Genomic DNA, 19,223 nt, shown 5'->3' with positions numbered 1-19,223 from the left:
CTCGATCGGGTGAAGCCGTTTGGTGATGGCCGTAAATCGAATGCACGTGCTATACGCTCGTCAGAGGCATCCAGGAATCCATACAAGATCGGTGTGGTTACCCCCGTAGTCTGAAGAACCGGGGGCTCTGTCCACTCTGCCTCTCTACAAGAAAGGTGCGGACCGGCGTGGCCGACCGTCTCATCGTTCGTGGCGCTCGCGAGCACAATCTCAAGAACGTCTCGCTCGACCTCCCGCGTGACTCCCTCATCGTGTTCACCGGGCTGTCGGGGTCGGGCAAGTCCTCCCTCGCGTTCGACACGATCTTCGCCGAGGGGCAGCGCCGGTACGTCGAGTCGCTCTCCTCCTACGCCCGGCAGTTCCTGGGCCAGATGGACAAGCCCGATGTGGACTTCATCGAGGGCCTGTCGCCCGCGGTCTCCATCGACCAGAAGTCGACCTCGCGCAACCCCCGGTCCACGGTCGGCACCATCACCGAGGTCTACGACTACCTCCGACTGCTGTTCGCCCGTATCGGCAAGCCGCACTGTCCCGAGTGCGGCCGGCCCATCGCGCGCCAGTCGCCGCAGGCCATCGTCGACAAGGTGCTCGAGCTGCCCGAGGGCAGCCGTTTCCAGGTCCTGTCGCCGCTCGTGCGTGAGCGCAAGGGCGAGTTTGTCGACCTCTTCGCCGATCTCCAGACCAAGGGCTACAGCCGTGCGCGGGTGGACGGCGAGACCATCCAGCTGAGCGAGCCGCCCAAGCTCAAGAAGCAGGAGAAGCACACCATCGAGGTGGTCATCGACCGCCTGACGGTGAAGGACAGCGCCAAGCGCAGGCTCACCGACTCGGTGGAGACCGCCCTCGGGCTGGCCGGTGGCATGGTCATCCTCGACTTCGTCGACCTCCCCGCCGACGACCCCGAGCGTGAGCGGATGTACTCCGAGCACCTCTACTGCACGTACGACGACCTGTCGTTCGAGGAGCTGGAGCCCCGCTCCTTCTCCTTCAACTCGCCCTTCGGCGCCTGCCCGGACTGCACGGGCATCGGCACGCGCATGGAGGTGGACCCGGACCTGATCGTCCCCGACGAGGAGAAGTCCCTCGACGAGGGCGCGATCAACCCGTGGTCCCACGGGCATACCAAGGACTACTTCGCACGCCTGGTCGGCGCCCTCGCCGACGCCCTCGGCTTCCGTACGGACATCCCGTGGGCGGGCCTGCCGCAGCGCGCGAAGAAGGCCCTGCTGCACGGCCACAAGACTCAGATCGAGGTCCGCTACCGGAACAGGTACGGGCGCGAGCGGGCGTACACCACGTCCTTCGAGGGCGCCGTGCCGTTCGTCAAGCGCCGGCACTCCGAGGCCGAGAGCGACTCCAGCCGGGAGCGCTTCGAGGGCTACATGCGCGAGGTGCACTGCCCGACCTGCAGCGGCACACGCCTGAAGCCTCTGGTCCTCGCGGTCACGGTCATGGAGAAGTCCATCGCCGAGGTCGCCGCCATGTCGATCAGCGAATGCGCCGAGTTCCTGGGCCGGCTGACGCTGAACGCCCGTGACAAGAAGATCGCCGAGCGCGTGCTCAAGGAGGTCAACGAGCGGCTGAGGTTCCTCGTCGACGTCGGCCTCGACTATCTGTCGCTCAACCGCGCGGCCGGCACCCTGTCCGGCGGCGAGGCGCAGCGCATCCGGCTCGCCACCCAGATCGGCTCCGGCCTCGTCGGCGTGCTGTACGTCCTGGACGAGCCGTCCATCGGCCTGCACCAGCGCGACAACCACCGCCTCATCGAGACGCTGGTCCGGCTGCGCGACATGGGCAACACCCTGATCGTCGTCGAGCACGACGAGGACACCATCAAGGTGGCCGACTGGGTCGTCGACATCGGCCCTGGTGCGGGCGAGCACGGCGGCAGGGTCGTGCACAGCGGTTCCCTCAAGGAGCTGCTGGACAACGACGAGTCGATCACCGGTCAGTACCTGGTCGGCAAGCGGGCCATCGCCATGCCGGACATCCGGCGCCCGATAGACCCCACGCGGCGGCTGACCGTCCACGGCGCCCGCGAGAACAACCTGCAAGACATCGACGTGTCGTTCCCGCTCGGCGTCCTGACGGCCGTCACCGGCGTCTCCGGGTCCGGAAAGTCGACGCTGGTCAACGACATTCTCTACACCCACCTTGCGCGCGAACTGAACGGCGCCCGCACGGTGCCGGGGCGGCACACGAGGGTGGACGGCGACGACCTCGTCGACAAGGTGGTCCATGTCGACCAGTCGCCGATCGGACGCACGCCCCGGTCGAACCCGGCGACGTACACCGGCGTCTTCGACAACGTGCGGAAGCTGTTCGCGGAGACGATGGAGGCGAAGGTGCGCGGCTATCTGCCGGGCCGCTTCTCCTTCAACGTCAAGGGCGGCCGCTGCGAGAACTGCTCGGGCGACGGCACCATCAAGATCGAGATGAACTTCCTGCCGGACGTGTACGTCCCGTGCGAGGTCTGCCACGGGGCGCGCTACAACCGGGAAACCCTGGAAGTCCACTACAAGGGCAAGTCCATCGCCGAGGTGCTGGACATGCCGATCGAGGAGGCCCTGGCCTTCTTCGAGGCCGTACCGACGATCGCCCGTCACCTGAGGACGCTCACCGAGGTGGGTCTCGGTTACGTCCGGCTCGGTCAGTCCGCGCCGACGCTGTCGGGCGGTGAGGCGCAGCGCGTGAAGCTCGCCTCGGAGCTCCAGAAGCGGTCCACGGGGCGCACGGTGTACGTCCTGGACGAGCCCACCACGGGTCTGCACTTCGAGGACATCTCGAAGCTCATCTCGGTCCTGTCCGGACTGGTCGACAAGGGCAACTCGGTGATCGTCATCGAGCACAACCTGGACGTCATCAAGACGGCGGACTGGGTCGTGGACATGGGCCCGGAGGGTGGCAACGGCGGCGGTCTCGTCATCGCCGAGGGCACGCCCGAGCAGGTGGCGGGCGTACCGGCCAGCCATACGGGCAAGTTCCTCCGGGACATCCTGGGCGACCGGGTGAGCGACGCGACGCCGGTGAAGAAGGCGGCGGCGGTGGCGAAGAAGGTCGCGGTCAAGAAGGCGGTGGCGGCGAAGTCGGCGTCCTCGCGGAAGACGGCGAAGGCGCCGGTCAAGAAGGCCCCGGCGAAGGCGACCCGTTCCCGCTGAGCCTCACCCGGTACGTAGTTGCTGCGGCCCCTCACCCGACCCTGGGTGGGGGGTCGCGTTCGTTGGGCGCCTGCGGCGGGCTTGTTCCCCGCCCCGCCCCTTCCGCTGTGACATTCTGCGGCTGCCGCCGAATGGGGGTGGCAAGCCCGCAGGCCCCGGACGCCCTTCTGGGGGTGCCACAGCCGGGAAGGGCGGGTAGGGGAAAAGCTTCGCGCAGCGTGCGTCAGGGGGTGAGTTCCGCTGCGTACGGTGGCTGGGCTCCCGGGCGCGAGCAGGTGATCGCGGCCGCCTTCGCCGCGTAGCCCAGCGTGTCGGCCCAGGCGCCCGCTCCCAGCGCATCCAGGGCGTCCGCCGACAGCGCACCGTGGCCCGAAAGCCGGTGCAGCAGCGCTGCGTTCACCGTGTCGCCCGCGCCGATCGTGTCGGCGACAGCCACCCGTACCGCCGGGACGTCGGCCTTCACCCCGGCCCGCGTCCGTACCGCCAGCCCGCCCGCGCCCCGCGTCAGCACCGCCGCCGCAGGGCCGGCCGCCAGCCACTCCTCCACGGCCCCGCCGAGCCACTCCGCGTCGTCCTCCGACAGCTTCAGCAGCGTGACGTACGGCAGCCAGCTCCGGAAGCGGGCCCGGTAGGCGTCCGGGTCCGGGATCAGGCCGGGCCTGATGTTCGGGTCGAGCAGGGTGAACACCCCGCGCCCCGCCTCCCTCCGCAGCAGCGCCTCGTACGCACTCGCCCCCGGCTCCAGCACCAGAGAACACGTGCCCAGCGCCAATGCGCGTACCTCCGACGGAAGTTCGGGCGGCAGCTCGAAGAGACGGTCCGCGCTGCCCTGCGCGTAGAAGCCGTATCCGGCCGACCCGTCCGCGCCCAGCGTCGCCAACGCCAGCGTCGTCGGCTCCGGACCGCGCTGGACGAGCGAGGTGTCCACCCCGGCCGTCCGCAGCCCGTCGACGAGAGCCTCGCCGAAGCCGTCCGTCGAGATGCGCGAGCAGAACGCGGCAGGGGCGCCGAGCCGGCCCAGCGCGACAGCGGTGTTGTACGGTCCGCCGCCCAGGCGCGGCAGCAGCGGGGCCAGCGGGCCCGCCTCCTGCCCCTGCGGCACCAGGTCGATCAGGGACTCTCCGGCGACGACGATCACGGGCCAGAACGTAACCCATCGCCGTTCGATTACGACAGCCCGCGCGAGGGGCTCCGATCTCCGCCGGTATCGTCGGGTCTGTCACCGAACCCTCTGACCAGTGGAGACCGCATGTCCGGCCAGCCAGCCCCCCGCCGTACCGTGCTGAAGGGCGTCGTCCTCGCCGGCGCGGCCGGACTGGGCGTGGCGGCCTGCTCCACCGAATCGAAGCTCGGCCACGCCAAGCCGCTGCCGAGCACGCCCGTGGACCTGGGCGCGGCGGACGAGGTTCCGGTCGGTGGCGCCAAGCTCTACCGCGAGCAGCGCATCCTCGTGAGCTGCCCGGCCAAGGGCGAGTTCAAGGCGTTCAGCGCGCAGTGCACGCACGCGGGCTGCGTCCTCGACAAGATCGAGAAGGACGTGGGCAACTGCCCCTGCCACGGCAGCCTCTTCGATGTGGCGACCGGCGAGGTGCTGCAGGGCCCGGCGACCGTGCCGCTGCCCGCCATCCCGGTCAAGGTCCAGGGCGGCAAGCTGGTCGCCAACCCGGAGGGCGGTTCGAAGGCCGGTCCCAAGGCCTGACGTCACTCCCAGTCCCAGTCGATTCCGAGGATTCCGGCCCGCACCCCCTGCTCGACCAGGTGCACCGTCCCGTGCCGTCCGCTCAGCGTCAGGTCCTTCCGGGCACCGCGCGCTGCGCCCGCCGAGGTCTGCGTGAAGCGGCGGCACCGCACCGGCAGCGCCCGCTCGTCGAAGCGGACCTGGAGTACGTACTGGCCGCCGGTGTAACTGAAGCCGCGGACGTACTCGCTGCTGGGGCCGCCGGTGCCGTCCTCGACGGCGTAACCGAAGAGGTACGTCTCACCGGCCCTCAGCCGGGCGTCGAAGAGCAGCTCGGCCACGAGAACCCCCGTCTCCTGGTCCCACCGCACACGCCCGGTCCGGCAGTTCTCCCCGGCCCGCACGACGACCCGCCCCGGATCACACCCCGGATCCCCGTGGTGGATGGCCAGATAGCGGTCGATGCCGTCCCGGTGGGAACGTACGACATGCTGCGACTCGCGCCCCAGCAGCTCCCGCGCCGCTCCGATCCGTACGCGCTCATGGTGGCCGACGGTGTGGAGCCCGCCGTCGGCCGGGGACTCCAGCTCGGCGAGCAGCTGCTCCAGGGCGTCGGAGGGCTCGACAAGGGTGCGGTACGAGCGCGCGGTGGGGCGCTCCCCGTCTGCGCGCGAGCCCTCTGTGCCGAGCAGCCGGATCAGCGAATCGCCGGGCAGCTTCAGCAGCTCCTCCAGGGCGCGTACGGCCCGCAGTGACTCGGGGCGCTGCGGGCGGCGCGCGCCCTGCTGCCAGTAACTGAGGCTGGTGACACCGACCTTGATCCCACGGCTCGCCAGGTGGTGCTGGACACGCTGCAGCGGCAGGCCGCGCACCGCGAGGGCGGCGCGCAGGGCCAGGTGGAAGGGGCCGGTGTGCAGCGCCTGCTCCAGATCGGCCTGTGCAGGGCGGCCCGCGGTCTCAGCAGTGCCTGCGGTGCCCGCACTGCCCACGGTGTCCGTCCCCGGCTTCAGGATCTGCGGCATCGGATTCCTCCAGTGAACGTTCACGAGGAGCCGGCGCGACGGTGCGCCTGCGGGGATTTTCGGCCAGGTTGGGCGGGCGGGGGCGTTCACACCGCGGCCACACCGTTCACAGCACTGCGCCACCCCGCATTCAAGCGTGTTGACCAGTCCCCGACAACACTTGATGCTCCTTTCAACAGCGTCCGGACGCGCTCCTCCAATCACCCCCCACCCCCCGTTTCGGGAGGAACGCGATGCGTAACCGAAAGAGACGGCTGTCCCTCGCCGCCGGGATCGCCGCAGCCCTGCTCAGCGTGCCCGCCACAACCGCGACAGCCGCCGCCGCAACCACCACCGTCACCCCGACCACCACGACCGCCACCGACAACCCATCGGTGACGCTCGCCTCCAAGCGCCTGAACATCACCATGCAGGCCCAGCAGAAGACCAACTGGTGCTGGGCGGCAGGCGGCAACACCATCGCCGCCTGGTTCGGCAGGAACTACAGCCAGAACCAGTTCTGCAACGCCGCCTTCGGCCGCCAGCAAGGCACCGAATGCCCCAACAACCAGGCCACCCTCGGGAACGTCCAGAACGGTCTCGCATGGGCGGGCATCAACCCCGGTTCGTACGTCACAGGCTGGCTCCGCTACCCGACCGTGCAGACCGAGGTCAACGCCGACCGGCCCATAGAGACCCGCATCCAGTGGCAGAGCGGCGGCGGCCACATGCACGTCATCTACGGCTACGACACCGCCAACAGCTGGGTCTACTGGGGCGATCCATGGGCCACGAGCGACCGCTACAACTGGGCCTCCCACAGCTGGTACGTCAACAACAACTCCTTCTCGTGGACCCACTCGCTCTACCGGATAGGGGCGTGACAGCGATGACCGGACACGCCACCCGGGCGCTCTCGCGGGCGATGGTCGCCGCGGCCGCCACCACCCTCCTCCTCGGCCTCGCCCCACAGGCCACCGCCGTCGAGAACCCGACCCCTCCCGCCGTTCCCTCCGCCCCCTCTGCCGAGCACCGCGCCGCCGCACACAAGGCGGCAGCGGCCCCCGCCACCCTCGATACCCTGGCCCGCTTCTTCGCCCGCGAGGGCGCGGTCACCAGGGCGGCGGCCGACCCCCGCGTCGACGCCGGCACCGTGCCCGTCTACACCCTCGCCCCCGATTTCGTCGCGGGCCGCAAGGGCGCCCCGGTCGCGCGGCTGGAGTACCTGGCGGGCAAGGCCGTCTCGTCCGACGGCCAGAAGGCATCCCTGTGGATGGTGCCCAAGAACGACAGCTCCTGGCAGGTGGTGAACATCGCCACCGGCGACGACGAGACGCGCTACGCCGCACAGGGCGCCCGCAAGCTCCCCGGCGGCACCGTCTTCCACGAGCCGCAGACCGACGCCTGGTACGTGCAGCGCAAGGCGCGCGTGCTGCCTCTGGACGAGGACGCGGTACGGGCCGTGGGCGCCGACGGCACCACGCTCGCCGCCTACCAGGCCCGCGTCGAGAAGGCGTACGGCGACAAGCTCCCCGGTTCGGCGTACGCGAAGAAGGGCAAGGCCGGCGGCTACGCGACAAAGGCTGCCGCCACAGCCGCCCCCGAGCCGTCGCTCGTCGCCCCACTGGCCGCAGGCGCCGGGGGCATCGCCGCCCTGGCCCTGATCACGACCGCGTTCCGGATACGCCGCCGCACAGCCCAGAGCGGGTAGCGGCCAGGGGGTGGGAGGGAGGCCCACGCACACACCTCCCACCCCCGGGCGACCCCGCACTGTCACTGCCCGCCAGTAGGGTGTGTGACATGGCCGACCCCTCCAGCTACCGCCCCAAGCCGGGACAGATCCCCGACTCGCCGGGGGTCTATAAATTCCGCGACGAGCACCGCCGGGTGATCTACGTCGGGAAGGCCAAAAGCCTGCGCCCGCGCCTCTCCTCATACTTCCAGGACCTGGCCAATCTCCACCCGCGCACCCGGAGCATGGTGACGACCGCCGCGTCCGTCGAGTGGACGGTCGTCTCCACCGAGGTGGAGGCGCTCCAGCTGGAGTACTCCTGGATCAAGGAGTTCGACCCCCGCTTCAACGTCAAGTACCGCGACGACAAGAGCTATCCGTCCCTCGCCGTGACCCTCAACGAGGAGTTCCCGAGGGTCCAGGTCATGCGCGGCCCCAAGAAGAAAGGCGTGCGCTACTTCGGTCCGTACGGACACGCCTGGGCCATCCGCGAGACCGTCGACCTGATGCTCCGTGTCTTCCCCGTACGCACCTGCTCCGCCGGTGTCTTCAAGAACGCCGCCAGGACCGGGCGCCCCTGCCTCCTCGGCTACATCGGCAAGTGCTGCGCGCCCTGCGTCGGCCGTGTCACCCCCGAGGAGCACCGCGAACTGGCAGAGGAATTCTGCGACTTCATGGCCGGCCGCACCGGTACGTACCTCAAGCGCATCGAGCAGCAGATGCACGAGGCCGCCGAGGAGATGGAGTACGAGAAGGCGGCCCGCCTGCGCGACGACATAGGGGCCCTGCGCCGCGCCCTGGAGAAGAACACGGTGGTCTTCAACGACGCCACCGACGCCGACCTGGTCGCGGTCGCCGAGGACGAGCTGGAAGCCGCCGTCCAGATCTTCCACGTACGCGGCGGGCGGGTGCGCGGCCAGCGCGGCTGGGTCACCGACAAGGTCGAGGCCGTCGACACGGCGGGCCTCGTCGAGCACGCGCTCCAGCAGCTGTACGGCGACGAGCAGGGCGACGCCGTCCCCAAGGAGGTCCTCGTACCGGCCCTCCCCGAGGACAGCACCGCGGTGTCCCAGTGGCTCGCCGACCGTCGCGGCTCGAACGTGTCGCTGCGCATCCCGCAGCGCGGCGACAAGAAGGACCTGATGGCGACGGTCCAGCGCAACGCACAGCAGGCCCTTGTCCTGCACAAGACCAAGCGCGCGTCCGACCTGACCACCCGCTCCCGCGCCCTGGAGGAGATCGCGCAGGCTCTCGACCTGGACTCCGCCCCCCTGCGCATCGAGTGCTTCGACATCTCCCACCTCCAGGGCGACGACGTGGTGGCGTCCATGGTCGTCTTCGAGGACGGGCTGGCCCGCAAGAGCGAGTACCGCCGCTTCCAGATCAAGGGCTTCGAGGGCCAGGACGACGTCCGGTCCATGCACGAAGTGCTGTCCCGCCGCTTCAAGCGCTATCTCCAGGAGAAGGAGAGGACGGGGGAGTGGATCGAGGCGAACGGGGCCACGGAGGTGCCTGCCGAGCCGCAGGTGGAGGACGACGGCAGGCCGAAGCGTTTCGCGTACCCGCCCCAGCTCGTCGTCGTCGACGGCGGACAGCCCCAGGTGGCCGCCGCCCAGCGCGCCCTCGACGAGCTCGGCATCGACGACATCGCCGTCTGCGGCCTCGCCAAGCGCCTCGAAGAGGTCTGGCTGCCCGGCGACGACGACCCGGTGGTCCTGCCCCGCAGCAGCGAGGGCCTCTACCTCCTGCAGCGCGTCCGCGACACGGCCCACGACTTCGCCATCCGCTACCAGCGCACCAAGCGCGCCAAGCGCTTCAGGGCCGGTCCGCTCGACGAGGTCCCCGGCCTCGGCGAGACACGCAAGCAGGCCCTGGTCAAGCACTTCGGTTCGGTGAAAAAGCTGCGATCCGCGACAATCGACCAGATCTGCGAGGTACCGGGGATAGGCCGCAAGACGGCCGAGACCGTCGCCGCGGCCCTCGCACAGGCGGCACCGGCCGCACCCGCCGTGAACACGGCGACAGGAGAGATCATTGAAAACGACGAGGAAGCTGCGGGAACCGCGGGAGCCGCACCCGCGGCCTCCCCGCCGGAACGGGGGCAGCAGGAATGACTGAGCACGACGGAGACGGAGCACACGTGAGTACGGGCACGACCGGGGAGCCCCGAGAGATCGGTGACACCGGCCAAACCGGTGACACCGCCCACAACGGTGAGACCGGCCACAACGGTGAGGCGACCGAGCCGGCCATCCCCGAGCTGGTGATCATCTCCGGCATGTCGGGAGCGGGCCGCAGTACCGCCGCCAAGTGCCTGGAGGACCTCGGCTGGTTCGTCGTCGACAACCTGCCGCCCGCCCTGATCCCCACCATGGTGGAGCTCGGAGCCCGCTCGCAGGGCAATGTCGCCCGTATCGCCGTGGTCGTGGACGTACGCGGCAGACGGTTCTTCGACAACCTCCGCGAGTCCCTGGCCGACCTGGACGCCAAGGAGGTCACCCGGCGCATCGTCTTCCTGGAGTCCTCGGACGACGCCCTGGTACGCCGTTTCGAATCCGTACGCCGACCCCACCCGCTCCAGGGCGACGGCCGGATCACCGACGGCATCGCGGCCGAACGCGACCTGCTGCGCGAGCTGCGCGGCGACGCCGACCTGGTCATCGACACCTCCAGCCTCAACGTCCACGAGCTGCGCGCCAAGATGGACGCCCAGTTCGCGGGCGACGACGAGCCGCAGCTGCGCGCCACCGTCATGTCGTTCGGCTACAAGTACGGCCTGCCCGTCGACGCCGACCTCGTCGTCGACTGCCGCTTCCTGCCCAACCCCCACTGGGTCCCGGAGCTGCGCCCCTTCACCGGCCTCAACGAAGAGGTCTCCGGGTACGTCTTCAACCAGCCGGGTGCCAAGGAGTTCCTCGACCAGTACACCGAGCTGCTCCAGCTCATCGCGTCCGGCTACCGCCGCGAGGGCAAGCGTTACGTGACCATCGCCGTCGGCTGTACGGGCGGCAAGCACCGCAGCGTGGCCATGTCGGAGAAGCTGGCCGCCCGCCTCTCCTCCGAAGGCGTCGAGACCGTCATCGTCCACCGGGACATGGGGCGCGAGTGACCGGACGCAATCTCCGCCTGCGGCGGCTGCGCGGCAGCGACCCCACGCGGCCGTTCCGCAAACGGGGCGCCCAGCCCAAGGTCGTCGCCCTCGGCGGCGGCATGGGCCTGTCCGCGTCGCTGACCGCGCTGCGCCGGATCACCGGCGACCTGACCGCCGTGGTCACGGTTGCCGACGACGGCGGCTCCAGCGGACGGCTGCGCGACGAGCTCGGCGTGCTGCCGCCCGGTGATCTCCGCAAGGCGCTCGCCGCGCTCTGCGGCGACGACGACTGGGGCCAGACCTGGTCCCGCGTCATCCAGCACCGCTTCTCCAGCCGCGGCGACCTGCACGACCATGCCGTGGGTAATCTGCTGATCGTCGCCCTGTGGGAGCAGCTCGGCGACCATGTGCAGGCCCTCGACCTGGTCGGCAAGCTGCTCGGCGCGCACGGCCGGGTGCTGCCCATGTCCGCCGTGCCGCTGGAGCTCCAGGCGCTCGTACGCGGGCACGACCCCAAGCGCCCGGACCACGTCGACACGGTCCGGGGCCAGGCGACCGTGGCGCTCACCCCGGGCGAGGTGCAGTCGGTGCACCTCGTCCCGCACGACCCGCCGGCGGTCCCCGAGGCCGTCGCGGCGGTCCTCGACGCGGACTGGGTGGTGCTCGGTCCCGGCTCCTGGTTCTCCTCCGTGATCCCGCACCTCCTCGTGCCCGAGCTGCTCGACGCGCTCATCGAGACGAAGGCCCGCCGGGTCCTGTCCCTCAACCTCGCGCCGCAACCCGGAGAAACCGATGGCTTCTCTCCGCAGCGTCATTTGGAGGTTTTGGGACGACACGCCCCTAAACTCGCCCTGGACGTGGTGCTGGCCGACAAGGCCGCCGTGCCCGACCGCGAGTCCCTCGCCGATGCCGCCAAGCGGCTCGGTGCCGCGGTCGAGCTGGCGCCGGTCGCCGCGCCCGATGGCTCTCCGAAGCACGACCCGGAGCTGTTGGCCGCCGCGTACGACCGTATTTTTCGGATGCATGGAAGGATCGGCCCATGGCGATGACGGCAGCGGTGAAGGACGAAATCTCCCGGCTCCCCGTCACCCGGACCTGCTGCAGGAAGGCGGAGGTCTCGGCGATTCTTCGGTTTGCGGGCGGGCTGCACCTGGTGAGCGGCCGGATTGTGATCGAGGCGGAGCTGGATGTGAGCTTCGCGGCGCGCAGGCTCAAGAAGGACATTCTCGAAATCTTCGGACACCATTCCGAGCTGGTGGTGATGGCACCGAGCGGGCTGCGCCGCGGCTCCCGTTACCTCGTACGGGTGGTGGCGGGCGGCGACCAGCTCGCGCGCCAGACCGGCCTGGTCGACGGCCGGGGCCGGCCCATCCGCGGTCTGCCCCCGCAGGTCGTCTCCGGCGCCACATGTGACGCCGAGGCCGCCTGGCGCGGTGCGTTCCTCGCGCACGGCTCGCTCACCGAGCCGGGCCGCTCGTCCTCGCTGGAGGTGACCTGCCCGGGCCCCGAGGCCGCCCTCGCCCTGGTCGGCGCCGCCCGCAGGCTCTCCATCGGGGCCAAGGCGCGCGAGGTCCGGGGCGTGGACCGTGTCGTCGTACGGGACGGGGACGCGATCGGCGCCCTGCTGACCCGCCTCGGCGCGCACGAGTCCGTACTGGCCTGGGAGGAGCGGCGGATGCGCCGTGAGGTCCGTGCCACCGCCAACCGCCTGGCCAACTTCGACGACGCGAACCTGCGCCGCTCCGCACGGGCCGCGGTCGCCGCGGGCGCCCGGGTGGGCCGCGCGCTGGAGATCCTCGGCGAGGAGGTGCCCGAGCACCTAGCCGCCGCCGGCCGCCTGCGCATGGACCACAAGCAGGCCTCGCTGGAGGAGCTGGGCGCGCTGGCCGACCCGCCGCTGACGAAGGACGCGGTCGCGGGCCGTATCCGCCGTCTGCTGGCGATGGCCGACAAGCGGGCGCAGGACCTGGGCATTCCCGGTACGGAGTCCACCATCACCGAGGAAATGGCGGACGGCCTGGTCGGCTGAGTCCGCTCGCTCGCTCAACGTGCCGTCGTCGGCGTCCCTTTGGGACGTCGGCGGCGGTTTTTCGTACCCCTCACGTGCTATTGACATGACCATGAACTGTCATGAGCCTGGCGTCTGTTCACTTACGTGGCAGACAACAGCAAGGGGGGCTCATGAGACGCAGAGCGAGATCGATCCTCGCAGCGGGCGCATTGCTGCTCGGCGGCGTGGCTGTGGCACCGGTGGCTCAGGCCGAGGGGGCGGGCGGGACCGGAGCGGCCAATTCGGAGAAGGGGGCCGAAGCCGGCACGGATGCAGTCAAGGTCTACAACGCCGATGTCACGAAGGAGCAGATACCCCTGCTCCTCGCGGCCGGCCAGGACGCCCACGAAATGGGCGAGCGGGCCCCCGAGAAGGGCACGGCGCGCGTCGAGCTCTTCCTCACCGACGCCCAGGCCGCCGACCTGGCGAAGAAGGGCGTCAAGAACGTCACGGAGCGCAAGGTCTCGGCGAAGACCGAGGCGCGCATCGCCGCCGCAGGCGACGGCGTCTACCGCCCGTACAGAGGCAAGGGCAATCTCCAGGAGGAGATCGTCAAGACCGGCCAGGCGCACCCCGGCCTCACCAAGGTCGTCTCCATCGGCAAGACCCTCCAGGGCAAGGACATCCTCGCCCTGAAGCTCACCAAGGGCGCCAGGAAGACCAAGGACGGCGCCAAGCCCTCCGTGCTGTACCTGTCCAACCAGCACGCCCGCGAGTGGATCACCCCCGAGATGACCCGGCGGCTGATGCACCACTATCTGGACCAGTACGGCAAGGACCGCCGCATCACGAAGATCGTGGACTCCACCGAGCTGTGGTTCGTGCTCTCCGCCAACCCGGACGGCTACGACTGGACCCACGACCCGGCCGGCGACCGCCTGTGGCGCAAGAACATGCGCGACATCGACGCCGACGGCAAGTACACCCCGAGCGACGGCGTCGACCTCAACCGCAACTTCGCCTACAAGTGGGGCTACGACAACGAGGGTTCGTCCCCGAACCCCGCCAGCGCCACCTACCGCGGCGCTTCCCCCATGTCCGAGCCCGAAACCCAGGTCCTCGACCGCTTCCAGAAGCGCATCGGCTTCGAATACGGCATCAACTACCACTCCGCCGCCGAGCTGATCCTCTACGGCGTGGGCTGGCAGGTCGCGACGCCCACCCCCGACGACGTGCTCTACAAGGCCCTCGCCGGTACGCCCGAGAACCCCGCGGTCCCCGGCTATCACCCCCAGGTCTCCTCCGAGCTCTACACCACCAACGGTGAGGCCGACGGCCACGCGTCCAACATCAACGGCACCATGATGTTCACCCCGGAGATGACCACCTGTCAGACGGCGTCGAACATCGACCCGGACGACCGGTGGAAGCCCGAGGACTGTCAGTCCGGCTTCAACTTCCCCGACGACGAGAAGCTGATCCAGGCGGAGTTCGCCAAGAACATCCCCTTCGCGCTCTCCGTCGCCGAGACCGCCGCCCACCCCGACCAGCCGTCGTCCTCCGTCGGCATGGCCGCCCCCGACTTCACCGTCGACCCCTTCACCACCTCCTACGCGCGCGGCGGTGACCAGAGCGTCGCCGTCACGGCCCGCAAGTCGGTCCGCGGAAAGGAGCTCAACTACCGCATCAACGGCGGCCGTACGCACGACGAGGACCTGGAGCGCTGGAAGGGCGGCGAGACCTACGGCGGCGAAGACAGCCTCTGGTTCGCCGAGTACCGCGCCGAGGTCGAGGGCGCCGATCCGGGCGACAAGGTCGAGGTCTGGTTCAGCGGCCGTACGAAGGCAGGCAAGCGCACGTCCAGCGAGCACTTCACCTACACCGTCGCCGAGCGCCCCCGCGCCGACACCCTGGTGATCGCCGAGGAGGGCGCACCCGCCCAGCACGCCCAGACGTACGTCGACGCCCTCAAGGCGAACGGCCGTACCGCAGCGGTCTGGGACGTCGCCGCACAGGGCGCCCCGCACACCCTCGGCGTCCTCTCCCACTTCCGTACGGCCGTCCACTACACGGGCGTCAAGGCGCCGACAGGCCCCACTCAGCTGGCCGTACGCGGCTTCCTCAACGAGGGCGGAAAGCTGATCGAGGCCGGTGAACTGGCGGGCGGCAACGCGGTCGTCGGACCGGCCACCACCAACGACTTCAGCCAGTACTACCTCGGCGCCTACGGGCGTACGAACGGGACCGGCGCCACCGGATTCACCGGCACCGGACCGCTCGCGGGGGCGGACAGCACCTTGACAGGCGCCCCCGGCAACCCGCTGGACGCGCCCGGGGCGTACACCGTCACGTCGGACACGCTGCCGCCCGCGCAGTTCCCGCAGTTCCGGAGCGCACAGGCGGGCCGGTACACCGGCGTCATCAATCCGTACGCCCCGTACGCAGGGGACTGGATGGGCGCTGCCTCGCACGAGGACAACGACTGGAAGCGCCTCACCCGCACCATCGACCTCACCGGCGTGAGCGCGGCCGACAAGCCGCAGCTGCGCCTCGCCCTCAACTGGAACACCGAGACCGCCTACGACCACGCCGTCCTGGAGGCCCATACAACGGGCGCCGAGGACTGGACCACCCTTCCTGAGGCCGGCGGCGCCACCAAGACCGCCGTTCCGGCCGAGTGCGACCAGGGCTACTTCATCAATGGCCACCCCTTCCTGAAGCACTACCTCACCCTGGAGGCGGGCGGCTGCAGGGCGACCGGCACCAGCGGAGCCTGGAACAGCTTCACCGGCTCCTCCGGCGGCTGGAAGCAGGTCTCCTTCGACCTCAGCGCCTACGCGGGCAAGAAGGTCGAGCTGTCGCTGAGCTCCATCACCGACCCGGGCAGCGGCGGCCGCGGCGTCTTCGTCGACGACGCGCGCCTGACCGTCGGCGGGGCCGACAAGGAGAGCGAGGGCTTCGAGACCTCGCTGGGGGCCTGGACGGTCCCGGGAGCACCGGCGGGCAGTCCCGCTGCCGGGGGCGACTGGGCCCGGTCGGGTGAGCTGTTCAAGTCCTATGCGGCGGTCACGACACATGACACCGTGCTGTTCGGCTTCGGCCTGGAGCATGTGCCCGGCGCCGGGGACCGGTCAGCACTGATCGGGAAGGCGCTGAGTTCGCTCCGGCGCTGACTCTGAGTGACTGGAGCCGGCAAGGCCCCCGAGGCCCGGCGGCCCGTACTCCTACTGGGGAGTAGGGGTCGCCGGACCGCGTCACGGCCCTCTCGATGTCACCCCGAGGTCCACGGAGGGGTAGGGTCGGAACCGGTCGGGGACATCCCATACATCTCGCCGGCGTCGAAACCCGGCGTACCAACGAGGAGATCGGTTCGTGACGATCCGCGTAGGCATCAACGGCTTCGGCCGCATCGGGCGCAACTACTTCCGGGCGCTGCTGGAGCAGGGTGCGGACATCGAGATCGTGGCTGTCAACGACCTGGGTGACACTGCGACCACGGCACACCTTCTGAAGTACGACACCATCCTCGGCCGTCTCAAGGCCGACGTCTCGCACACGGCGGACACCATCACTGTCGACGGACACACCATCAAGGTGCTGTCCGAGCGCAACCCGGCGGACATTCCGTGGGGCAAGCTCGGCGTCGACGTCGTGATCGAGTCGACCGGCATCTTCACCAAGAAGGCCGATGCCGAGAAGCACATCGCCGGTGGCGCCAAGAAGGTCCTCATCTCGGCTCCGGCCAAGGATGAAGACATCACCATCGTGATGGGCGTCAACCAGGACAAGTACGACCCGGCGAACCACCACGTCATCTCCAACGCCTCCTGCACCACGAACTGTGTGGCGCCGATGGCCAAGGTTCTCGACGAGAACTTCGGCATCGTCAAGGGCCTGATGACGACGGTGCACGCGTACACCAACGACCAGCGCATCCTGGACTTCCCGCACTCCGACCTGCGTCGCGCTCGCGCCGCCGCGGAGAACATCATCCCGACCACCACGGGTGCCGCCAAGGCCACCGCGCTGGTCCTTCCGCAGCTCAAGGGCAAGCTCGACGGCATCGCGATGCGCGTCCCGGTCCCGACCGGTTCGGTCACCGACCTGGTCATCACGCTGGAGCGCGAGGTCACCAAGGACGAGATCAACACGGCCTTCCAGAAGGCCGCGGAGGGCGAGCTCAAGGGCATCGTCGAGTACACGGTCGACCCGATCGTGTCCTCCGACATCGTCAACGAGCCGGCCTCCTGCACCTTCGACTCCTCGCTGACCATGGCCGAGGGCAACCAGGTGAAGGTCATCGGCTGGTACGACAACGAGTGGGGCTACTCCAACCGCCTTGTGGACCTCACGGTCTTCGTCGGCAGCCAGCTCTGATCCGTACGGCAGGCACCTCGATGTGAGCACAGGGTCCGGGCAGCGCAACGCGGCGCTGTCCGGGCCCTGTCACGTGTTTTGTCTCCAAGGAGTCCAGTAAAAAGATGAAGACGATCGACGAACTTCTCGCCGAAGGGGTCGCGGGCAAGCGGGTATTCGTCCGCGCCGACCTCAATGTGCCGCTCGAAGGCACCACCATCACCGACGACGGCCGCATCCGCGCCGTCCAGCCGACGATCGAGAAGCTCGCCGCCGCGGGCGCCCGGGTCGTCGTCGCCTCGCACCTGGGCCGCCCGAAGGGCGCCCCGGACCCGGCCTTCTCCCTCGCCCCCGCCGCCGCGCGCCTCGGTGAACTCCTCAAGGCCGAGGTCGCCTTCGCGACCGACACGGTCGGCGAGTCCGCCAAGGCCGTCGTCGCGGGCCTCGATGACGGCCAGGTCGCCGTCATCGAGAACCTCCGCTTCAACGCCGGTGAGACCTCGAAGGACGACGCCGAGCGCGGCGCGTTCGCCGACGAGCTGGCCGAGCTCGCCGACGTGTACGTGGGCGACGGCTTCGGCGCCGTGCACCGCAAGCACGCCTCGGTCTTCGACCTCCCGGCCCGCCTCCCGCACGCCGCGGGCGGCCTCATCGCCACCGAGGTCGGCGTCCTCAAGAAGCTCACCGAGGACGTCGAGCGCCCGTACGTCGTGGTCCTCGGCGGCGCCAAGGTCTCCGACAAGCTCGGCGTGATCGACCACCTGCTGGAGAAGGCCGACCGCATCCTGGTCGGCGGCGGCATGGCGTACACCTTCCTCAAGGCCCAGGGCCACGAGGTCGGCATCTCGCTGCTCCAGAAGGACCAGATCCCGACGGTCCTGGAATACCTGAAGCGCGCCAAGGAGAAGGGCGTGGAGTTCGTGCTCCCCGTCGATGTCCTGGTCTCCGCGGAATTCCCGGACCTGAAGACGAAGGCCCCGGCCAACCCGACGACCGTCGCGTCGGACGCCATCCCGGCCGACCAGGAGGGTCTGGACATCGGTCCCGAGACCCGCAAGCTGTACGCATCGAAGCTCGCCGACGCGGCCACCGTCTTCTGGAACGGTCCGATGGGCGTCTTCGAGCACCCCGACTACGCCGAGGGCACCAAGGCGGTTGCCCAGGCCCTCGTCGACAGCTCCGCCTTCACGGTGGTCGGCGGTGGCGACTCCGCCGCTGCCGTCCGCATCCTGGGCTTCGACGAGAACGCATTCGGCCACATCTCGACCGGTGGCGGCGCCAGCCTCGAATACCTCGAGGGCAAGACGCTTCCCGGCCTCGCCGCACTGGAGGACTGACCCGCAATGACTGCTCCTACTCAAGGGCGCACCCCGCTGATGGCGGGCAACTGGAAGATGAACCTCAACCACCTCGAGGCCATCGCCCACACCCAGAAGCTCGCCTTCGCGCTGGCCGACAAGGACTACGACGAGGTCGAGGTCGCGGTCCTGCCGCCCTTCATCGACCTGCGGTCCGTACAGACCCTGGTCGACGGCGACAAGCTCAAGATCAAGTACGGCGCCCAGGACCTCTCGGCGCACGACTCCGGTGCGTACACCGGCGAGATCTCGGGCGCGATGCTGGCCAAGCTCAAGTGCACGTACGTCGCCGTCGGGCACTCCGAGCGCCGGCAGTACCACAACGAGACCGACGAGCTCTGCAACGCCAAGGTGAAGGCCGCGTACCGGCACGGCCTGACCCCGATCCTGTGCGTCGGCGAGGGCCTCGAAATCCGCAAGTCGGGCAATCAGGTCGAGTACACGCTCGCGCAGCTCGACGGCGGCCTGAAGGACATCCCGGCCGAGCAGGCCGAGTCCATCGTGATCGCGTACGAGCCGGTGTGGGCCATCGGCACCGGCGAGGTCGCCACCCCCGAGGACGCGCAGGAGGTCTGCGGGGCGATCCGCGGCCGTCTCGCGGAGCTGTACTCGCAGGAGCTGGCCGACAAGGTCCGCATCCAGTACGGCGGCTCGGTCAAGGCCGGAAACGTCGCCGCGATCATGGCGCAGCCCGACGTCGACGGCGCCCTGGTGGGCGGCGCGGCGCTGGACGCCGACGAGTTCGTCAAGATCGTCCGGTTCCGCGACCAGTGAGTAGGCCGTAGGGCCGATCCGTCGTACCCTGGCGGGGGCCGTGGTGGCTGTGCAGCAGCCGTCCGGCCCCCGTCGTCCGTTCGCG

General features: G+C 69.7%; 14 protein-coding genes. 12 read left to right on the top strand and 2 right to left on the bottom strand.

The window, feature by feature from the left end; translation table 11 throughout:
- The first annotated feature begins 167 nt into the window (after nucleotides 1–167).
- Entirely contained in the window at nucleotides 168–3,158 is a 2,991-nt protein-coding gene (gene uvrA, locus J7I98_RS00895) for an excinuclease ABC subunit UvrA (protein WP_214914500.1), read from the top strand.
- Between the two features lie 223 nt (nucleotides 3,159–3,381).
- On the opposite strand, the gene J7I98_RS00890 is transcribed toward uvrA, so the two are convergent.
- Nucleotides 3,382–4,296, bottom strand: a complete 915-nt coding sequence (locus tag J7I98_RS00890) for a carbohydrate kinase (RefSeq protein WP_214914497.1) — start codon at nucleotides 4,294–4,296, stop codon at nucleotides 3,382–3,384.
- A 111-nt stretch (nucleotides 4,297–4,407) separates the two neighbouring features.
- Here J7I98_RS00890 and J7I98_RS00885 point away from each other — a divergent pair, with 111 nt between their 5' ends.
- Nucleotides 4,408–4,857: a Rieske (2Fe-2S) protein gene (locus tag J7I98_RS00885; protein ID WP_214914494.1), complete on the top strand. Its 450-nt coding sequence runs from the start codon at nucleotides 4,408–4,410 to the stop codon at nucleotides 4,855–4,857.
- Nucleotides 4,858–4,859: 2 nt separating this feature from the next.
- Here the strand turns inward: J7I98_RS00885 and J7I98_RS00880 are convergent, their stop codons facing one another.
- A complete protein-coding gene (locus J7I98_RS00880; RefSeq protein WP_251019922.1) occupies nucleotides 4,860–5,858 on the bottom strand; it encodes a hypothetical protein in 999 nt (332 codons plus the stop codon).
- A 233-nt stretch (nucleotides 5,859–6,091) separates the two neighbouring features.
- Between J7I98_RS00880 and J7I98_RS00875 the strand changes: the two genes are divergently transcribed.
- The 10 genes from J7I98_RS00875 to tpiA all read left to right on the top strand — a co-directional run bounded on the left by J7I98_RS00875 (nucleotide 6,092) and on the right by tpiA (nucleotide 19,138).
- Complete coding sequence (locus J7I98_RS00875) at nucleotides 6,092–6,721, top strand: papain-like cysteine protease family protein (RefSeq protein WP_214914492.1); 630 nt, start codon at nucleotides 6,092–6,094, stop codon at nucleotides 6,719–6,721.
- A 5-nt stretch (nucleotides 6,722–6,726) separates the two neighbouring features.
- Entirely contained in the window at nucleotides 6,727–7,548 is an 822-nt protein-coding gene (locus tag J7I98_RS00870; protein ID WP_214915600.1) for a hypothetical protein, read from the top strand.
- An 89-nt stretch (nucleotides 7,549–7,637) separates the two neighbouring features.
- Nucleotides 7,638–9,683 carry an excinuclease ABC subunit UvrC gene (gene uvrC / locus J7I98_RS00865; RefSeq protein ID WP_214914489.1) on the top strand — a complete coding sequence of 682 codons (2,046 nt, stop codon included), beginning with the start codon at nucleotides 7,638–7,640 and terminating at the stop codon, nucleotides 9,681–9,683.
- On the top strand, nucleotides 9,680–10,678 hold the full coding sequence (gene rapZ / locus J7I98_RS00860; RefSeq protein ID WP_214914485.1) for an RNase adapter RapZ: 999 nt from the start codon (nucleotides 9,680–9,682) through the stop codon (nucleotides 10,676–10,678). Before uvrC ends, rapZ begins: the two co-directional genes overlap by 4 nt.
- Nucleotides 10,675–11,709, top strand: coding sequence for a uridine diphosphate-N-acetylglucosamine-binding protein YvcK (gene yvcK / locus J7I98_RS00855; RefSeq protein ID WP_214914483.1), 1,035 nt, complete (start codon nucleotides 10,675–10,677; stop codon nucleotides 11,707–11,709). Before rapZ ends, yvcK begins: the two co-directional genes overlap by 4 nt.
- Nucleotides 11,700–12,689, top strand: a complete 990-nt coding sequence (whiA, locus tag J7I98_RS00850; protein ID WP_028813910.1) for a DNA-binding protein WhiA — start codon at nucleotides 11,700–11,702, stop codon at nucleotides 12,687–12,689. The genes yvcK and whiA overlap by 10 nt, the downstream gene beginning before the upstream one ends.
- 152 nt (nucleotides 12,690–12,841) lie before the next feature.
- Nucleotides 12,842–15,823 carry a M14 family metallopeptidase gene (locus J7I98_RS00845; RefSeq protein ID WP_214914480.1) on the top strand — a complete coding sequence of 994 codons (2,982 nt, stop codon included), beginning with the start codon at nucleotides 12,842–12,844 and terminating at the stop codon, nucleotides 15,821–15,823.
- Nucleotides 15,824–16,022: 199 nt separating this feature from the next.
- A complete protein-coding gene (gene gap / locus J7I98_RS00840) occupies nucleotides 16,023–17,027 on the top strand; it encodes a type I glyceraldehyde-3-phosphate dehydrogenase (protein WP_214914477.1) in 1,005 nt (334 codons plus the stop codon).
- Nucleotides 17,028–17,131: 104 nt separating this feature from the next.
- The gene (gene pgk, locus J7I98_RS00835; protein WP_214914474.1) at nucleotides 17,132–18,343 is read left to right on the top strand and encodes a phosphoglycerate kinase; all 1,212 of its coding nucleotides are present in this window, start codon (nucleotides 17,132–17,134) and stop codon (nucleotides 18,341–18,343) included.
- 6 nt (nucleotides 18,344–18,349) lie between these two features.
- On the top strand, nucleotides 18,350–19,138 hold the full coding sequence (gene tpiA / locus J7I98_RS00830) for a triose-phosphate isomerase (protein WP_214914472.1): 789 nt from the start codon (nucleotides 18,350–18,352) through the stop codon (nucleotides 19,136–19,138).
- Nucleotides 19,139–19,223: the final 85 nt, after the last annotated feature.

The sequence above is a fragment of the Streptomyces sp. ISL-98 genome (assembly GCF_018614055.1).
In the GTDB taxonomy this organism is placed as follows: domain Bacteria; phylum Actinomycetota; class Actinomycetes; order Streptomycetales; family Streptomycetaceae; genus Streptomyces; species Streptomyces spiramyceticus.
Note: the sequence above shows the minus strand (reverse complement) of the source record. Positions and strands in the feature narration are given on the sequence as shown.

Excerpts from the sequence above, each read along its gene's own strand:
- uvrC (WP_214914489.1), top strand. The coding sequence starts at position 7,638 with ATGGCCGACCCCTCCAGCTACCGCCCCAAGCCGGGACAGATCCCCGAC.
- pgk (WP_214914474.1), top strand. The coding sequence starts at position 17,132 with ATGAAGACGATCGACGAACTTCTCGCCGAAGGGGTCGCGGGCAAGCGG.
- tpiA (WP_214914472.1), top strand. The coding sequence starts at position 18,350 with ATGACTGCTCCTACTCAAGGGCGCACCCCGCTGATGGCGGGCAACTGG.
- J7I98_RS00880 (WP_251019922.1), bottom strand. The coding sequence starts at position 5,858 with ATGCCGCAGATCCTGAAGCCGGGGACGGACACCGTGGGCAGTGCGGGC.
- rapZ (WP_214914485.1), top strand. The coding sequence starts at position 9,680 with ATGACTGAGCACGACGGAGACGGAGCACACGTGAGTACGGGCACGACC.
- J7I98_RS00885 (WP_214914494.1), top strand. The coding sequence starts at position 4,408 with ATGTCCGGCCAGCCAGCCCCCCGCCGTACCGTGCTGAAGGGCGTCGTC.
- J7I98_RS00870 (WP_214915600.1), top strand. The coding sequence starts at position 6,727 with ATGACCGGACACGCCACCCGGGCGCTCTCGCGGGCGATGGTCGCCGCG.
- J7I98_RS00845 (WP_214914480.1), top strand. The coding sequence starts at position 12,842 with ATGAGACGCAGAGCGAGATCGATCCTCGCAGCGGGCGCATTGCTGCTC.
- J7I98_RS00875 (WP_214914492.1), top strand. The coding sequence starts at position 6,092 with ATGCGTAACCGAAAGAGACGGCTGTCCCTCGCCGCCGGGATCGCCGCA.
- whiA (WP_028813910.1), top strand. The coding sequence starts at position 11,700 with ATGGCGATGACGGCAGCGGTGAAGGACGAAATCTCCCGGCTCCCCGTC.